Source organism: Streptomyces sp. NPDC001153 (genome assembly GCF_053598315.1).
This window is the reverse complement of sequence record NZ_JBSFJZ010000017.1, coordinates 162,514-178,626: the sequence shown is the minus strand read 5'-3', so window position 1 is coordinate 178,626 and position 16,113 is coordinate 162,514. Positions and strand designations below refer to the sequence as shown.

Here is a 16,113-nt window from a genome sequence, read left to right as displayed (position 1 = left end):
CATGACCGCGCACATGTTCATCCCGACCACCCCGACGCCGTCGAACGTTCCCGCCCCCCGGCCCGCACCGGCCAAGCCGCGCACACGTGCTCCGGGCCGGCCGAGGTGGGAGCGGGGAGCCTCACCGTACGAGGGAGAACGCCTCCGCCCGCTGACCCGCGGGCAGGTCGAGGATCGCCTGCAAGAGCTGGGCGACCTGTACGCGAAGGTGTCCGGTGACGGCCCATGGGCATGGAACCAGGGGCGCGGCGCCTTCCTGCGGCATCTCGCGGCCGACGCACGACGACCGGGGTTCTCGCTGCTGATCGCGGAGACTACCGCCCTGACCGGATGCGCCTACGGCTTCCTCACGGGCGGTGCCGGTCCGTGGTGGGAGGGCTTCGACGGACATCCGCCAGGGAGCCTGCTCCGCCGCGCCGCCTCCAGGCGACTCTTCGTCGTATCCGGGATCGTCGTCCCTCCCCGTGTGCACCGGGAGCACCCGGACCGTGCCTGGAATCTCGCCCGGCGCTTCCAGCGGCGACTGCTCGCCGACCACGGCGCCGTACTCGGCGTCACGCTGGTGGACGCCCGGGACCACAGGGCGGTTGAGACGTTGCGGTCCTGGGGGTGGCGGAGCGTCGGGGACGACACACTCACGGCTGTGCCGCCCGGCCCGTTGCGGGTTCTGGTGCTGGTTCCGGGGACGTGAGCCCCGTACTCGTCGCTTCGGCCTCGGACAGGCGCAGGGCGAGGAGGGCCATGTCGTCGGTGCTGCCGGGGGAACTGCGCGTGAATGCGGACGGCAAGTCGCCCTCAGCGCGCCGCGCAGACCGTCCGTATCCGATTCAGCCGGTCGTGACCTGGACCTCGCCGACGCGGTGACCACGGCCCTGGCCGCCGACTACGACACCGACGCGGTCCTCACCTCGACCGGCGCGACTTCCGGGCCGTGCGCCCGCTGGGCCGCTACAAGGTGTTCCGGGTACGGCCCGACGGTCTGCCGCTTTGACGCGAACGTCCGGACGCCGAAGTCGCAGCCGTGGAAGGGACTTGGCCAGCCGTGGAGATTCCCCGGCAACAGATAAACCCCAGGTTGCTGACCTGGGATTTCAGCGGTTCGGAGGCGCGGAGAGGTCCTCCAGGCGGCTGAAGAGCAGGCGACCCCGGAAGCGAGAACTGGCCGGAAGGGCGCCGTTGCAGGAGCGCATGGAGGACGGTTCAGCGGTGAGACTGTCCACATGCGGACGCGTCCGTATGCCGAGCGCCGCACGGCGCGTGCAATTCCGGCTCGTCTTCGGTACTCGGCGAAGGACAGAGCGCCGGCGATGCAGCCGACACAGTCCCCGCGCTCGGTCCGCTGATCGGGCGTGATGGTGTCCTCGGCGACGACGTCGCAGACGCCGATACGGCCGCCGGGCCTCAGGACGGGAAAGGTCTTCACGGAGACTGCGGGCTTGTCGACGGACAGGTTGATCACGCAGTTCGAGATGACCACGTCGACGGTGTTCGCGGGGAGCGGGATCGCCTCGATGATGCCTTGAGGAACTCGACGTTCGTCGCACCCCGCCCTCGCCGCGTTGTCGAGCGCCAGGGCGAGCATCCCGTAGACGAGGCCGTGCAATGCCCCAGGGCAAACGTCTCGTCATTGCCAAGGAGCCCGCAGCCTCGTGTCGGTGGGGCGGCTCCCTCTGCTGATGACGTGCTCTCGCGTCACGTTTCCGCGGTCGCGGGCGCTGCGCAGGGCTGGTGGGCAGCGCGGTCGAACGCCTAACCGGATAGTTAATCCGGATGTGTGCTACCGTCTCGGCTAACCGGATGAAGTATCCGATTGTCTGTCGGGGTGGAGGAACTCATGACGAAGACAGCTGTGGTCACGGCGGGGACAGGGGGCATCGGCCTGGAGACGGCGCTGGGGCTGGCGGCTGCCGGGTTCGCGGTCACCGTGGTCGGGCGCGACGCGGAACGGGGGGCCGGAGCGGTCAAGCGGATCAACGCGGCGGGCCCGGACGGCGCCGGCCAGTTCCTGTCCGCCGACCTCTCCTCACTCGACCAGGTGCGCGCGCTCGCCGACCGGATCGCCGCCGACCACGACGCCTCGGGGGAACCGCTGACGGTGCTGGTCAACAACGTCGGAGCGATGTTCCCGCAGCACCGGACCCTGGGCGGCGTCGAGGCGTCCTTCGTCGTCAACCACCTCTCGCCGTACCTGCTGACCGAACTGCTGCTGCCCACCCTCACAGCCGGGGCGCCCAGCCGGATCGTGAACGTGACCTCGGGCGCGGTCGCCGTCGGCAAGCGGGTGTTCGACGCCGTCGAGCCGCCCGGCGGCTACTACGGCTTCCACTGGTACGGCCGCGCCAAGCTCGCCAACCTCGCCTACACCCTGGACCTGGCCGCCCGACTGGCCGGCACGGGCGTGTCGGTCTTCGCCGCCGACCCCGGAGGCGCCGCCACCGAGATGACCAACGGCACCCTGACCGACCCGAAGATCGTCTCCCCGCCGCTGCGGCTGCTGTGGCCGCTGGTACGCCGCAAGTTCGAGCTCTCCACCTCCGGCCCGGCGTCGGCGGCAGCCAGGCCCTCGATCGTCGCCGCCACCGACAACGCGCTGACCGGCCGGACCGGCCTGGTCATCGGCCCCCAGAGCCACCCGGTCGCCCCGCTGCGCGCAGCGACCGACCGCCGCCTCGCCGAGGCCGTGCGCCGGCTCAGCGAAGCCCACGCACCCATGCCGGCCGACGCAGACGCGTGAGCATTCGCCCTCAACGCTCAACGCCCGTAACGCCGACAAGGCCGGCCACCGGTCACACGGTCGCGGCGACCCCGCGCGCCCGCCCCCGAGACACGCCGCACCACCGCCGCCCCAATCCCCACCCGACTGAGGACACGACATGACCAACGCAGTCCCGACCGCCTATGCCCGCACCGTTCACGGCTCCGGCCCCGGCCTCCTCCTCGCCCATGGCGCCGGCGGCGGCATCGACGCCAACTACGGGCCGATCATGGAAGGGCTCGCCGCGCAGCACACCGTCGTCGGGGTCGACTACCCCGGCTCAGGACACACCCCCACCACGCCCACGCCCCTGCAGCTGGACATCATGGCGGACCAGCTCGTCGCCGCCGCGGACGCCGAAGGGCTCGACACGTTCGCCCTCTGCGGATACTCGCTCGGCGGCCCGGTCGCGATCCGAGCGGCCGTCCGCCACCCGCAGCGGGTCACCGCGCTCGTCCTGAGCGCGACCTTCGCCCGCGTGGACACCCGCACCGACCTGGCCGCCGCGATCTGGCACCAGCTCTACGACACCGGACAGCACCTCCTGCTCGCCCAGTACCTGACCCAGCTGGCCGTGAGCGCGCCGCTGCTGAACTCCCTCACCCCCGCCCAGGTGCGCGCGGCCGCCGAGCAGACCGCCGCCGCACTCCCCCCTGGCACCGGCGCCCAGGTCGACCTGGTCCGCCGTGCCGACGTCCGCGACGAGCTCGCCGCGATCACCGCCCCGACCCTGGTCGTCGTCACCACCGCCGACACCCTGATACCGGCAGCCCTCCAGTACGACCTGGCCGCGGCCATCCCCGGAGCGCAGACCGCCGAGCTCCCCACCGGACACCTGCCCTTCCTGGAGCAGCCGAACCACTGGCTGGAGATCATCACGGGCTTCCTCAGCAGGCAGCACGACCAGCGCTGACAGCCCCGCGGGTGCGGGCTGCTCGACCCGCCCCCACGGCGGGCGCGTCACCCGGAAACGCCCGCATATGATCGGACGGCAAGCCTGCCTTGAGACGAGCGACCTGGACTGTTCCCCATGACGACCACACCGCTGCGCAAGGACGCCGCCCGCAACTGGGAGCGGATCGTCGCCGTCGCCCGCGACCTGGTCGACCAGGGCACCGCACTGCAGCTCAACGACGTCGCACGCCGGGCGGGGCTGGGCGTCGGCACGGTCTACCGGCACTTCGCCACTCCCGAGGCGCTCCTGGAGACCGTTGCCACCCCCTGCCTGGAAGCCCTCGCCGAACACGGCCGGCACGCCCTGGACGACACCGACCACGGGCGCGCCCTGGAGGACTTCCTGTCCCGCATCGTCGAAGCACAAATCACCGATGCCGCCCTGCCCCCGGTCGCCGCCACGACCACGGACGCCCTTCCGCGCACCACGGAACTCAAGAAGTCGCTCCAGTCGACCGGGACCACGCTCCTCGAGCGGGCCCGCGACGCCGGGGCTGTCCGCCCCGACCTCGCCGCCACCGACCTCGTCCCCCTCATGTGCGGCATCGCCCACGCCGTCACCGTCCACGGCGGCACCCTTGCGGACCGCATTCAGACCGCCCACCGCTACCTCGCCACCCTGCTCGGCGGCATGCGTACCGCCACGCCACCGAACACCTGAGCGGCTTGCCACCGCCCAAGGACTCGGCGGCGACAGCCGAACCCTTTCTGCGGCGGTGTGGCATGACCAGTCCGGTGCTGGGACAGCCGTTGTCGGCGATCGTCATGGTCTTTCCGACGGCGGCCTTCGCGCCGGATTCCTCCCGCGCCTCGCAGTCGTTGCGGTTGCCAGGGACCGGCGTGCCGACGGCGATGACGAGACGGCTGTCGGCGTCGATGACGACCTGGTGGTTGGTGGAGTAGCGGTAGTTTTTCGACTGCTCGGCGACCGTGTGATCGCGGGTGGGCGCCAGGGTGCCGTCCACGATGGGCACGGTGTCCTTCCGGAACCGTCGGCGGGGATGGAGCGCGAGCCGTGGGCCGAGGTGGTTGATGACGCGGTCCGCGGTCGACTTGGAGACCCCGAACAGCGGGGCGAGCCGGCGCAGCGTCACGTTCGTCCGCCACTAGGCCGCTACGAGCAGCAGCCGGTCCTCCGCGGAGAGGCCTCGGGGCCGCCCCGGGCGGACTTTGCCGGCTTCCTCGCGCCGCAGCACGGTCACCGCTTGCGAGACTGGCGCGGGCTGAGCCCTGTGAATGGGGTTGTCCAGGACGGATCCGACGCCGTGATCACACCAGCCACCGCGAGATCATCTCACCCGTGACCAGCAGTTACGTACCAGCTCTCAACCGATCCCGGTAGCCGTCGAGGCCACGGACAGGAACAGGGCACCGAGCGCGCCCACGGCGCCGTAGAGGCGCATCTTGCGCCGATCATCGCGTTGGCGGACATACAGCGCGGTGGCTCCCGCGAAGATCAGACCACCGACGATGAACCACGGCCCCCACAAGTAGAGGTACCAACCGGTCAGCCCAGTCAGATCTGGTTCAACAGTGACGGCCCCGGCCTCGACCAGCACACCGTGGACGACGAAGAGGCCGCCGTGCCACGTGAGCAGGGTCGCCGCGCCACCGCCGCAGAACACCATGAGCCGGCTGATCCGCGAGCCCCGCGGCCGCGTCAGGCCGATGCCGACCAGTGCCCGGAAGAGCTTCAGGAAGCCGGTGACGACCAGGACGGTCAGGAACCGTGGCACTCCATCGCGAGCGAGCTTCACCAACGCCGGCGACACCGTGGACTGCGCGCCGAAGGTATCGCCGGTCGCCCAGACGAAACTGGGCCCGGGGGCCGCTGTGGGGTGGTGCGAGCAGGGCGGCGACTCTGCGGGGGATCGGGCCGGCCGTGGACGAAGGGCCGGTGAGGTGGAGCAGGGTCGGAGGAACGTACGCCCGGGGCGCCGTGCGCTGTCTGGCCAGGGCCGCCTTGCCGATCGTACGAGCCGCGCGGCGGCGGTCGCCCGTGGCGAGAGCGGCTTCCTCGTCGGCCCAGCGTTCGACCGTGTAGGAGACGTGCCGGGCCAGCGGGCGCAGCAGCGGATTCGCGGCGGCGGCCAGCTCGGTGACCGCGACGAACCGGTGGTGGCGGGCGTGCAGATGGGCCCGTTCGTGGGCCACGAGGACGGAGACCTCCTCCGGAGTGAGCGCGGCCAGCATCCCGGTCGAGACGACGATGCGTCCTCCGGGGGCGGCCGAGGTCGCGCTGCCGCAGTCGGCTATGCCTGGGGTTGGGTGGGTGCGACGCTGACCGACACCGGTAAACGATTATTGACGTGTCCTTGACTACTTCCTCCAACTCAGGTCACACAGCGCGGGGCTAGGCTCGCCGGGCGACTCATGTCCCGGCGGCCCCCGGGACCAGTACCTGCGCCAGCACAGCCCAAGACAGACCGTCATTCGGGGAGTTGGGGGAATCGCCATGCGCACACGTACAAGAGCGTCTCTCGTGACCACCGCTGCTGCGTTCCTGCTCGTCGCCGCAGTGGGCAGTTCCGCGGCCTCGGGCGACAGCCAGCCGGTCCACCTGGTCTCACCCACTGACCCGTACGCCGCCTGCGACATCAGCGGCGACGGGACCGGCACCAACTACCTGTCCGCCGAGGACGAGCCGTACGTCACCGTCTCCCCGGCGGATCCGCGCAACGCGGTCGGGATCTTCCAGCAGGACCGCTGGTCCAACGGCGGTGCCCGGGGCCTGACCGCCACGTACACGCACGACGGGCGGCATTTCACCGAGACCCCGCTGCCGTTCTCGCACTGCGCGCCGGGCGGCCTCAGCTATCAGCGAGCCTCTGATGGCTGGGTGAGCACGGGGCCCGACGGCACCGTCTACGCCAGCGGCCTGGTGTTCGACGCCACCGACGCGCGCAACGGGGTGGCCGCCTCGACGTCGTACGACGGCGGACGCACCTGGACCCACACGGTCCCGTTGATCGACGACACACAGGCCGAGTTCACGGACGACAAGAACGCGGTCACCGCCGACCCCGATCACCCCGGCGTCGCCTACCAGGTCTGGGACCGCATCGACGAGGACGACTCCGCCAAGGTCTACGACGGACCCGCCTACATCTCCATCACCCGCGACGGCGGCCGGCACTGGACCAAGGCGCGCCCGTTCGTGGACACCTCCGTCGTCCCGCACTCGCAGACCATCGGCAACGTCATCGTCATCGACCCGCGCACCGACACCCTCTACGACGTCTTCGACTGGCAGACGTACGACATCGACTACAGCACCGGCACGTTCACGCCCACCGACCTGCACTTCGCCGTGGTCAAGTCGACCGACCAGGGCCGCACGTGGAGCAAGCCGGTCACCATCGCCAAGGACACGTCCGTACCCGAAGTCGATCCCAACGCCCCCACGGACGCGACCAAGTCCCTGCGCGCGGGTGGCGACCTGCCGAACGTCGCCATCGATCGGCATACGGGGGAGTTGTATGTCGCCTACGAAGGCTCGGACTTCAGCGGCGGCGCCTACAACTCCGTGGAACTGACACACTCCTTCGACGGCGGCCGGACCTGGACGGCGCCGACGAGGGTCAACCGGGTCGCTTCCGCGCCCGCCTTCACGCCCTCCATCAGCGTGGACGCACGCGGCACGGTCGCGCTCACCTACTACGACCTGCGCTACCTCACCGCCGGGAACACCACCACCCTGCCCACCGCCGCCTGGCTGCTCACCTTCCCGCGCGGAGCCGAGAACCGCGCTATCGAACGTCGCATCTCCCGCGTCTTCGACTGGCTCCAGGCCCCTTACGCCCGGGGCCACTTCCTCGGCGACTACGAGGGCCTCGCTACTGACGGCCGCTTCGCCGTTCGGCCCCTGTTCGTGGAGACCACTGACAACGCGCCGCAGAACTCCACGGACGCCTACAGCGGGCTGTTCCACACCGGCAGGGACTACGGGCCCTTTGCTGCGGCCACGGCTACGGCTGCGCCGGGAGTGGCGAAACACTTGGGAGCTCGGCCGCACCGGATCGTCCGGTGATCGAAGCCCCTCCTAGAGGGGCTCGGCTGGCGCAACTTCGGGTTCATGTGAGGCGGAAGGTAAACAACCCGCCATTTTTCCTGTGAGCCCTTTGTGTGGCTGTTGTGGTCACGCCAAGATCCCCCTGCGCCGGGACACCCCCATGCTCCCGTCGCAGGACATCTCCGCCAACCTGCCCGACGTCCCCGCCGACACGGTCAAGCTCCTCCCGAACGGCGGCCTCGCCCTCGGCACCGACCTGGCCACCTTCCACCGCCCCGCCGGCGCCGCCAAGTGGCTGGTCCTGGGCCACAACCTGCCCACCACGGCCGTGATGCAGCTGCGCCTCGGCCCCGACGGCAAGCTGTACGCCGCCACACACGGACGCGGCATCCGCTCCTTCGACGTACGGCACCTCAAAGCCCGCAAGGACTGATCACCACCCGTACACTGCGTAGCACGACGACGGCCGGTGCCCCCCGAACCAGGGGCACCGGCCGTCCGGCGTTCACGTTCACTGCACCGGATACGCCGCCACACTCAGCCGAAGCGTGAAGAGCGGCGCGCTCTCGGGACCCCAGGTCACGGACGCCGATCCGATGCGCGCGGCACGCACCGTGACCCGGGTGACACCCTTGCCGTCGGTGACGGAGGAGGTCACCAGAGCCAGCATCGGGTTGCTGGTGCGTGGCTGGGGCCAGGGGCCTTGGGCGCGGGGCTCCAGGACGACGGTCACCGTCGTGCCGGAGCGCACACACAGGGTACGGGCGGCGGCGTCCCCGGCGCCGTGGGTGATCGTGGCGGAGCCTGCCAGGCAGCCCGACGACGCGGAGGTCGCAGCAGGGGGCGTGGCGGTGCCCCTCGGGGGCGCCGACGGTGTCCGAGGAGTTGCTGTCGCCGATGGCGACGTGGAGGGCGAGGCTGGATGACCTGCCGCCCCCGTACTGCTTGCCGACGGCGTTGTGGCGTGCGGGTCGGCGGAAGGGCGCGGTGGCGTGGAGTCGGAGTGCGAGCTGCTGCCGCAGGCGGTCAGAAAGCAGGCCACCGCAACCACGGCGGCCTCGAACCACGGCCCCCCGAGCCCCGGCCTGCGTCTTTGCTGCTCCAGCGCCACAACTCACTCCTCACGTCGCCGCACGCCACTGTGACGTCCTGGTCCGGCGCCAGGTTCCTGCCCCAATCGGTCCTGTCCCCATATACCAAGGTGCGCCCCGGCGTCCCCGCCGGAGCGCACCGTGTGCTTTCCCAGGTCAGTGCCGGATCGGCAGCGTCCCGGTGATGCGCGGTGAGGGGACGGTCGACGCGCCGTGGGTCGTGGAGCGTGCGCTGCCGCCGCTGACGGTGAGCGGGCCGGCGGTGTAGAGAGCCTCGTCGAAGGCTTGCCCGCCCGCCGGGGCCTTGCCGACGGCGAAGACGGAGACCGCCTTGCCGCTGACGACGGAGGTGGAGATGTAGTCGCCGACCATGCTGCCCTGGGTGGAGCCGGCGATCTGGGACAGGGACATGGGACCGGCGACCGTGGCCGGGGCGCTCCAGGTGCTGCCGCCGTTGGCGGAGGAGATGTAGCCGACCTCCAGCTGGCACGTGGACGTGGTGCAGTTGGCGTTCGGGTAGAAGTAGTAGTAGAGGCCGATCTTCGCCGTCGTACCGGAGGTGGCGGGGTCGATGCCGATACCGGGGATGAAGTGGTCCACGCCGCTGGTGGTGGCGTCGATGGGGACCCGGGTCACGGCGGACCAGCTGGTGCCGTTGGTCGAGGTGGAGTAGACGATGTCGTTGGCCGGGCAGCCGGAGCGGAAGCGGCAGTCCTGCCAGGCGACGTAGATCTTGCCGGATCCGTCGATCTCGGCGGACGGCAGGCCCTCACCGTCACGCAGGTTGCCGGCCACGCCGTGGCTGGAGACGTTGGCGACGAGTGTGCTGGAGGACCAGCCGGCGCCACCGTTGGTCGAGTTGAAGGCGCGGATCGAGGACCCGTTGGCGGAGTAGGGGACCACGACTGTGCCGTTCGGCTGGACGAGAGGCTGGCCACCCAGGCCGCTTGGGCCGCCGGACGGGGCCACCGGAGCCGACCATGTCGCGCCGCCGTCGGTGGAGCGGCTCATCACCACCGCGTTGCCCGAGGACGTGACGTCCACCTCGACGTAGCAGGTGCCGTAGTACGGGCTGGTGGCGGAGTTGTCGCAGACGATCCACTCCTTGTCGTAGCCCTGGCCGTCGTTGCCGACCGCGATCACCGGGTTCTGCCAGCTCGTGCCGTTCGCGGAGCGGCTGACGCTGACGCCGGCGCCGTTGACGTTGGAGTCGATGACCAGTCCGGCCACCATCCAGGTGCCGTGCTTGGCGTCGTAGGCGACGGCCGGGTCGGAGACGCGGGCCCAGGTGCCGCCCTGGTAGGTGGTGATGCCGGGCAGCATGCCGTGCTGCCAGGTGGTGCCGCCGTCGGTGGAGGTGTTCCAGCCGATGTCGGAGGAGCCGCCGTCGGTGAACCGGCCGGCCTGGGAGGAGGCGACGACCGTGTTGCCGTACGCGAAGGTGTCGGGTTCCAGCTCGGTGGCGTGCTGACTCGAGGTGTTGGTGAACGGGTCCGTGCTGACCTGGGTCAGACCGGGCGGCGGGGTGGCGGTGGTGAAGGCGACGTCGTCGTAGAGGGTGTAGGTGGCGTCGCCCGCGTAGTTGTCGTCGTGGCTGACGAGGGTGAGCGTGTAGCTGTGCCCGGCGGTCACGGACGACGTGACCTGCTTCCAGCCCTGGCCGTTGGTGCAGGTCTTGGCCAGCGCGGTCGTCGTGGTGCCGGTCGTGGTGTCGGTCACGGTGGCGGTGGCCCAGTCGTACGTCAGCGTGTCCGGGCAGGTCACGCTGTACCAGAACGACAGCTGGGTGGCGCCGGTCGGCGCGGTGAAGGTCTGGGCGATCGAGGAGTCGCCGTTGGTGGGTGAGGTGCCGCCGACACGGGCGGCGTACGTACCCGTGTGGGCACCGGAGGCGACCACGGATGTGGTCCCGGCGGATGTCCAGCCGGTCAGACTGCCGGACTCGAAACCGCCGTTGGAGACGTCGGCCAGGGCCGGGTGGGACGACAGGAGTAGACCGCCTAACGACAGCAGGGCGGTGGTGGCGGTCGCCACGGATCTACGGACGGTATTGCGCGACATGAGGAGACCCCTTGTCGTCGATGGGGGTGTACGCCCTCGGACGAGGACGTTCGAGGTGGGGGCGGACCATCGGCCAGGTCCGCTGGTCCGCCCCGGGCACGACGTTTCAGGAACCGATCTCTGGCCCGATGCTGGTCAGGAGAGGGTCACGTCGTCGTAGCGGGTGTAGGTGGCGTCACCCGTGTAGTTGTCGTCATGGCTGATGAGCGTGAGCGTGTAGCTGTGCCCGGCCGTGACCGCGGCGGTCTTCTGGAGCCAGCCGGAGGACGACACACAGGTCTTGGCCAGCACGGTCGTCGTGGTGCCGGTGGTGTTGTCCTTGAGCGTGGCCGTGGCCCAGTCGTAGGTGAGCGTGTCCGGGCAGGTCACGTTGTAGTAGAAGCCGAGCGTGCTCGTCCCGGACGGTGCCGTGAACGTCTGGGCGATCGAGGAGTCGCCGTTGGTCGGCGACGTGCTGCCGACCCGGGCGGCGTAGGTGCCGCTGTGCGCTCCGGAGCTGACCACCGACGTGGTCCCGGCCGAGGTCCAGCCGGACAGGCTGCCCGTCTCGAAGCCTCCGTTGGTGATCCCACCGCCGCCGCTGCCGGAGGTGACGGTCAGGGTGTAGGTCGCGGTGTGGGTGGCGGAGGCGCCCGTGCCGGTGACCGTGATGTTGTACGTGCCCGCCGGCGTCGACGAGGAGGTGGCCACCGTCAGCGTCGACGAGCCGCCCGCGGTCACCGAGGTCGGGTTGAAGCTCGCCGTCGCCCCGCTCGGCAGCCCGGATGCCGACAGGCTCACCGACTGTGCCGAACCGGAGGTGACAGCGGTCGAGACCGTGGTGGTCGCCGACGAGCCGGCGGCAACGCTGGACGAGACCGGGCTGACGCCGATCGAGAAGTCGTTGCTCGCGGCGGAGCCACAGTTGGGCAGGGTGAACGAGGCCAGCCTGGTGTGCCAGTTGAAGTTGCCGTTGGCCGGAATGTACTCGTTCGTGTACCAGAACGTGCAGTCGTCCGTCGGGTCCACGGACATCGAGGTGTAGTCGCCCCAGCGGCTGTAGCTGGTCTGCGAGCCGCCGCCGGTGATCGCGGTGACCTCGCCCTGCGTCATCGTGCCGAGCGTGTCACCGGCCAGACGGCCGGTGTAGCGGATCGACGGGTGCACCGAGGACGAGGACTGGGAGTAGCCGAGGGCGATGTTGCCGACCTTGTCCTCGGCGATCGAGCCCATCCAGCGGTAGGTGGAGTCGGGGGCGTACGTCCCCTGCTGGTAGACGGTCGGGTTGCCGCCGGACATGCGCAGCTCGTACCAGCGCACGCCCACCGAACTTCCCGCCGTCACCGCGTGATTGACCACGAGCGACTCGTGATCGCCGAAGTTGCGGTAGGCCAGCCGGAACATCAGCCGGTCGGACAGCGAGTCGAGCTGCTGACTGGTCCCGGTCTGCGGAATGCAGGTGCCCGAGCTGCCGCAGGCGGTGGTGTACGACGCCACGGTCAGCGTCGACGGGCCGCTGAAGGTCGAGTTGGAGGTCGTCGTCCAGTCGACGTGGAACTTCCAGTACGCCAGCGTCGTACTCGTCGTGCCCAGGCCCACCATCAGCTCCGGCTCACCGGACGGCGGGGTGGTCGAGCCGTCCAGGTCCGCGCCGAGCAGGCCGCCGTAGGAGGACGAGGTGGTGAAGCACTGCTGGGCGGCGCTCGCGCCGGTGAGCATGGCCGACCGGTTCAGCGCGCACGCCTCGGCGTTCAGGAAGCTCCCGGAGGCGGTGAACATGTTGTACGTGACGTAGTACGCGTCCGGCCACACCGAAAGCTTCGGGTAGTCCGGGAAGTTCGAGTACTGGAACGAGTAGCGGTAGTAGCTGCCCGTCGCGTCCGAACTGCTGGAGACGGCCACGCACTCGTAGTACGGGCCGGAGGACGAGGACACGTTGGCGAACTGCGTCACCACCCAGCGGCCGGCCAGGGTGTCCCAGCGGACCACCGCGTCACCGTCGTTGGTGGACTGACAGGATCCGCCGAAGCCGGACCACAGGGTGCTGGTGTCGGTCGGGGCGAGGACGGTGGCACCGCTCTTGGAGTACACCGCGTAGGCGGTGTTCACGGTCTCGACGATCTGGCTGGAGCCGACGGCGGCGTTCGGGTCCGGCGGGACACCGGTGACCGAGTAGTTGCCGGCGCCGATGCCCTCGAAGTTCGTGCCCGTCGAAGGGGCGGACGGCCCGCCGGGGCTGGACTGCACGACCGGGTCCGGGATGTGGGACGCGGGCGGGTGCGGGAGGCGCGCCTCGCCGGGGTCGTCGTCCTGCTGCTTCTTGCCGTGGTGTCCGTGGTGGGCGTGGGCGGCCATGGAGCGCAGGGTGGGGGAGGTGTCGTGGCGGACGGCGGGGCCGGTGTCGGCCGAGGGGCGGGCCGCCGGGGTGTGGGGTGCGGGGTCGGCCTGGGCCGCGGGAGCGGCGAGCCAGAGTGCGGGGACTGCGGTCAGGATCGCGGTGAGCGCGGCTATCCGGCCGCGTCTGCGTCTGGATCGGGACACGGAACATCCTTTCGGCCAGCCGAAGATCGCCCGGCATGCGGGGAGAAGAAGGACGTTCACGCCGATGGAGCGCGTGTTCGCAATCCGGGATGGTTGCACCGGACATGTCACGCAACAAGAGAGATGCAGCCTGCGTGGCGCGAAGCAACCGAGAATTTACAGACGTCAGTCAACTCACAGTAAAAACACAGGGCTTCCTCTGTATCGGCACAAGGGATTTCCCTGTATCGCCCGTAGTGGGAGCGCGAGTCCCTGCCGGATCACGGAACGGATCCAGCCTCAGCCGCGTCCCACCGTCGGACTGTCCCGACTCCACCCTGGGGGCATCGTGAGACACCGCCGCACCGGCGCCCGTCCACTCGCCGTGCTCGCCCTCATTGTTTCAGCCGCCGCCTGCGCGTCCGGCACCGGGGCCACCGCGCCCGCCGAGAACAGCCCCTCGGCCCCCACCTCGACCCGGCCGTCCCACGGGACCCCGGCCCCCGCAGGCTCGTCCGCCTCCAGCTCCATCCGACCGTGCCTCAGCGGCACCGTCACGGTCCTGTACCCGCCGGCCGACAACCCCTTGCGTACCGCCTGCCTCCAGGTCGGCACGACAATCCACCTCACCCTCAAGTCGCCGGCCAACTACAGATGGGCACCGGTCAGGAGCTCCAACCCGAACACCGTCACGTTGCTCGACGACCACACCGCATCCGACGGCACCCGGTCCGCCACCGCGCGCGCCGCCTCTGCGGGTACCGCGACGCTCAGCTCGGCCGCCACCTACACGCCCGACCCGCACGGTCCGCCCTCAAGGGCCTGGCAACTGACCCTCACCGTGGTCCCGTAACCGTGGTACGCCTACGCCGGTTCGACGTGCACCAGCAGCCGCCAGAGCCGCGTCTGCGGCCCGAACCGATCCCCGCGAAACGACGACGTCGACCGCAGCTCCGCCTCACCCGCACCGACCGCCTTGACCGTGGCCCGTACGGTTCCGTCCGTCGTTTCTGGCGCGGTCACCGTCAAGGGACCCGCGACCACCTCGACCGGCGTCCACCCGTATGCGGGTGACCCGTGCAAGGTGATGTGGACCTCGTCGCCCATCTGGACATGCAGCGGCGGTTCCGGCGGGTCCCCGGGACGGTGGACCACCTCCACCTGCCTTGCCTCGTCGCGTGCCACGTCACGAAAGCTAGCGGCACTGCTCTGTCACATGAAGGCCAGGGCCCGGAGGACGTTGGGTGCTGGACCCGTTCCTGGTGGGGCTTCTCGGTGTCAACGGCCTGACCGCACGCTGCCGCTGTCCTGGTTCACGAGCCGGCACGGGCCAGGCCCCCTGCGCGATCGGCTGAAGGAGCGAAAGGCTGCCCTGTTCGGCCCTGAACACATGGCTGCGGTGCGTACCCCGCGCGAGTCTGTCCGAGAGTCTCGTTCTCTCCCGGTACGCCCGGTTGTGCGTCATGCCGGCTGCGGATAGGAGCTTCGGTGAGCAGAGTCCCTGTGAGCAAGCTGCCGATGGTCGGCGGGCTCTTCTGGACGATCAAGATCGTGGCGACCACGCTGGGTGAGTCGGTGTCGAACTTCGTGTCGATGGCACCCCTGAACCTTGGCTACGCCAGCAGCGCACTCATCTTCCTGGCCGCCTTCGCGCTCACGCTGACCATGCAGCTGAGGTCCGATCGGTTCCGGCCGGTGGTGTTCTGGTCGGTGATCCTGACGACCAGCATCGTGGGCACCGCGATGTCGGACTTCATGAACCGCACCGCCGGCCTGGGTTATGCCGGCGGAGCCACCGTGCTGACGACCCTGCTCGTGCTCGTACTGATCGGGTGGCGGGCGACCGGCCAGACCATGGACGTGGAACGGATCGCCACCACCAAGGGTGAAATCCTGTACTGGACCGCGACGCTCGTGTCCAACACGCTGGGCACCTCCAGCGGTGACTTCCTCTCCGACGGCCTGGGCATCGGATTCCGCGACAGCGCCCTGGTGCTGGGCGGTGCGATGCTGTTGATCCTCGGCGCCCACTACTTCTCACCGATCTCGGGCACAGTGCTGTTCTGGGCGGCCTACGTCCTGACCCGGCCCCTCGGGGCGGTCGCGGAGAACGCCGTGGAAAAACCTGTGGCGCAGGGCGGCCTCGGGGTGGGGACCACCATCACCTCCGGTGCCCTGCTCGCTGTGCTGGCTGTCCTGGTGGTCTACCAGCAGCTCACTCACCAGGAGCAAGCCATCACGCCGGACGGTCTTCCCCGAGCCGAGGGCCAAGCCGATCAGCAGCCGGAGGCGGCTCCGCAGCGGTGAAAGCCGACTGATCGTCCAGGTGACGGACGCCGGGCACCGGGTGAGGAAAATGGTCTAGACAACAAAGAACCCCCGGGTCTCCGACCTGGGGGTTTCATATGGAGCGGGTGACGAGAATCGAACTCGCGCTCTCAGCTTGGGAAGCGACGGCGCTTGCACCGGCTCCATGGCTCTGACCAGCGCGGATACCCGGATCTTGGGTGGTCGTGTGCGTCGGATTGCACCGCTGTTGACCGTGGGTTTCCGCTCTTACGGGCACACGGAGGGCACGGGATCCCGGAAAGTGGGCGGCTGTTGCCGCTGAGAGGACAACAGCGCCTGGTCCGCTCGGTGCGGCGATCAGCTGTTGAAGTCGCATTGCGGCTGCACAGCACCCACGAGCCTGAGGTGTCGGGTTCCTCCGTCATTCGGTTGGAGCTTTATGATTCACCTTC

General features: G+C 69.8%; 13 protein-coding genes and 4 pseudogenes. 9 read left to right on the top strand and 8 right to left on the bottom strand.

The annotated features are described in order from the left end of the window. Position 1 precedes the first annotated feature (1 nt). Positions 2-691, top strand: coding sequence for a hypothetical protein (locus ACWDEN_RS21255; RefSeq protein WP_351602384.1), 690 nt, complete (start codon positions 2-4; stop codon positions 689-691). Between the two features lie 111 nt (positions 692-802). Continuing rightward, positions 803-991, top strand: a pseudogene (locus ACWDEN_RS21250) (VapC toxin family PIN domain ribonuclease); the annotation flags it as partial. Between the two features lie 375 nt (positions 992-1,366). On the opposite strand, the pseudogene ACWDEN_RS21245 reads toward ACWDEN_RS21250, so the two are convergent. Then, positions 1,367-1,582, bottom strand: a pseudogene (locus ACWDEN_RS21245) (methyltransferase domain-containing protein); the annotation flags it as partial. A gap of 252 nt (positions 1,583-1,834) precedes the next feature. Here ACWDEN_RS21245 and ACWDEN_RS21240 point away from each other — a divergent pair. The 3 genes from ACWDEN_RS21240 (at position 1,835) to ACWDEN_RS21230 (ending at position 4,370) form a co-directional block, all read left to right on the top strand. Further along, entirely contained in the window at positions 1,835-2,734 is a 900-nt protein-coding gene (locus tag ACWDEN_RS21240) for an SDR family NAD(P)-dependent oxidoreductase (RefSeq protein ID WP_351602386.1), read from the top strand. A 139-nt stretch (positions 2,735-2,873) separates the two neighbouring features. Next, complete coding sequence (locus tag ACWDEN_RS21235) at positions 2,874-3,668, top strand: alpha/beta fold hydrolase (protein ID WP_351602388.1); 795 nt, start codon at positions 2,874-2,876, stop codon at positions 3,666-3,668. A gap of 117 nt (positions 3,669-3,785) precedes the next feature. Further along, entirely contained in the window at positions 3,786-4,370 is a 585-nt protein-coding gene (locus tag ACWDEN_RS21230; protein WP_351602390.1) for a TetR/AcrR family transcriptional regulator, read from the top strand. Between the two features lie 40 nt (positions 4,371-4,410). On the opposite strand, the pseudogene ACWDEN_RS21225 reads toward ACWDEN_RS21230, so the two are convergent. From ACWDEN_RS21225 to ACWDEN_RS21215, 3 genes and pseudogenes are all read right to left on the bottom strand, one after another. Continuing rightward, a pseudogene (locus tag ACWDEN_RS21225) lies at positions 4,411-4,991 on the bottom strand (transposase family protein); the annotation flags it as partial. A gap of 43 nt (positions 4,992-5,034) precedes the next feature. Beyond that, positions 5,035-5,787, bottom strand: coding sequence for a DUF3995 domain-containing protein (locus tag ACWDEN_RS21220; RefSeq protein ID WP_450859888.1), 753 nt, complete (start codon positions 5,785-5,787; stop codon positions 5,035-5,037). A gap of 43 nt (positions 5,788-5,830) precedes the next feature. Further along, positions 5,831-5,965: pseudogene (locus ACWDEN_RS21215) on the bottom strand (M48 family metalloprotease); the annotation flags it as partial. A 226-nt stretch (positions 5,966-6,191) separates the two neighbouring features. On the opposite strand from ACWDEN_RS21215, the gene ACWDEN_RS21210 reads away from it, so the two are divergent. Beyond that, the gene (locus tag ACWDEN_RS21210; RefSeq protein ID WP_351602392.1) at positions 6,192-7,739 is read left to right on the top strand and encodes a sialidase family protein; all 1,548 of its coding nucleotides are present in this window, start codon (positions 6,192-6,194) and stop codon (positions 7,737-7,739) included. Between the two features lie 142 nt (positions 7,740-7,881). After that, positions 7,882-8,154, top strand: a complete 273-nt coding sequence (locus ACWDEN_RS21205) for a hypothetical protein (protein WP_351602394.1) — start codon at positions 7,882-7,884, stop codon at positions 8,152-8,154. A 78-nt stretch (positions 8,155-8,232) separates the two neighbouring features. Here the strand turns inward: ACWDEN_RS21205 and ACWDEN_RS21200 are convergent, their stop codons facing one another. The 3 genes from ACWDEN_RS21200 to ACWDEN_RS21190 all read right to left on the bottom strand — a co-directional run bounded on the left by ACWDEN_RS21200 (position 8,233) and on the right by ACWDEN_RS21190 (position 13,393). Next, positions 8,233-8,472: a hypothetical protein gene (locus tag ACWDEN_RS21200; protein WP_351602396.1), complete on the bottom strand. Its 240-nt coding sequence runs from the start codon at positions 8,470-8,472 to the stop codon at positions 8,233-8,235. 496 nt (positions 8,473-8,968) lie between these two features. Continuing rightward, positions 8,969-10,846 carry a hypothetical protein gene (locus ACWDEN_RS21195; protein ID WP_450859873.1) on the bottom strand — a complete coding sequence of 626 codons (1,878 nt, stop codon included), beginning with the start codon at positions 10,844-10,846 and terminating at the stop codon, positions 8,969-8,971. A gap of 162 nt (positions 10,847-11,008) precedes the next feature. Then, positions 11,009-13,393 carry a hypothetical protein gene (locus tag ACWDEN_RS21190; RefSeq protein WP_450859872.1) on the bottom strand — a complete coding sequence of 795 codons (2,385 nt, stop codon included), beginning with the start codon at positions 13,391-13,393 and terminating at the stop codon, positions 11,009-11,011. Positions 13,394-13,721: 328 nt separating this feature from the next. Between ACWDEN_RS21190 and ACWDEN_RS21185 the strand changes: the two genes are divergently transcribed. After that, a complete protein-coding gene (locus ACWDEN_RS21185; protein ID WP_450859871.1) occupies positions 13,722-14,225 on the top strand; it encodes a hypothetical protein in 504 nt (167 codons plus the stop codon). An 11-nt stretch (positions 14,226-14,236) separates the two neighbouring features. Here the strand turns inward: ACWDEN_RS21185 and ACWDEN_RS21180 are convergent, their stop codons facing one another. Then, on the bottom strand, positions 14,237-14,557 hold the full coding sequence (locus ACWDEN_RS21180; protein WP_351602404.1) for a hypothetical protein: 321 nt from the start codon (positions 14,555-14,557) through the stop codon (positions 14,237-14,239). Between the two features lie 303 nt (positions 14,558-14,860). Here ACWDEN_RS21180 and ACWDEN_RS21175 point away from each other — a divergent pair, with 303 nt between their 5' ends. Next, a complete protein-coding gene (locus tag ACWDEN_RS21175; RefSeq protein ID WP_351602406.1) occupies positions 14,861-15,679 on the top strand; it encodes a COG4705 family protein in 819 nt (272 codons plus the stop codon). Positions 15,680-16,113: the final 434 nt, after the last annotated feature.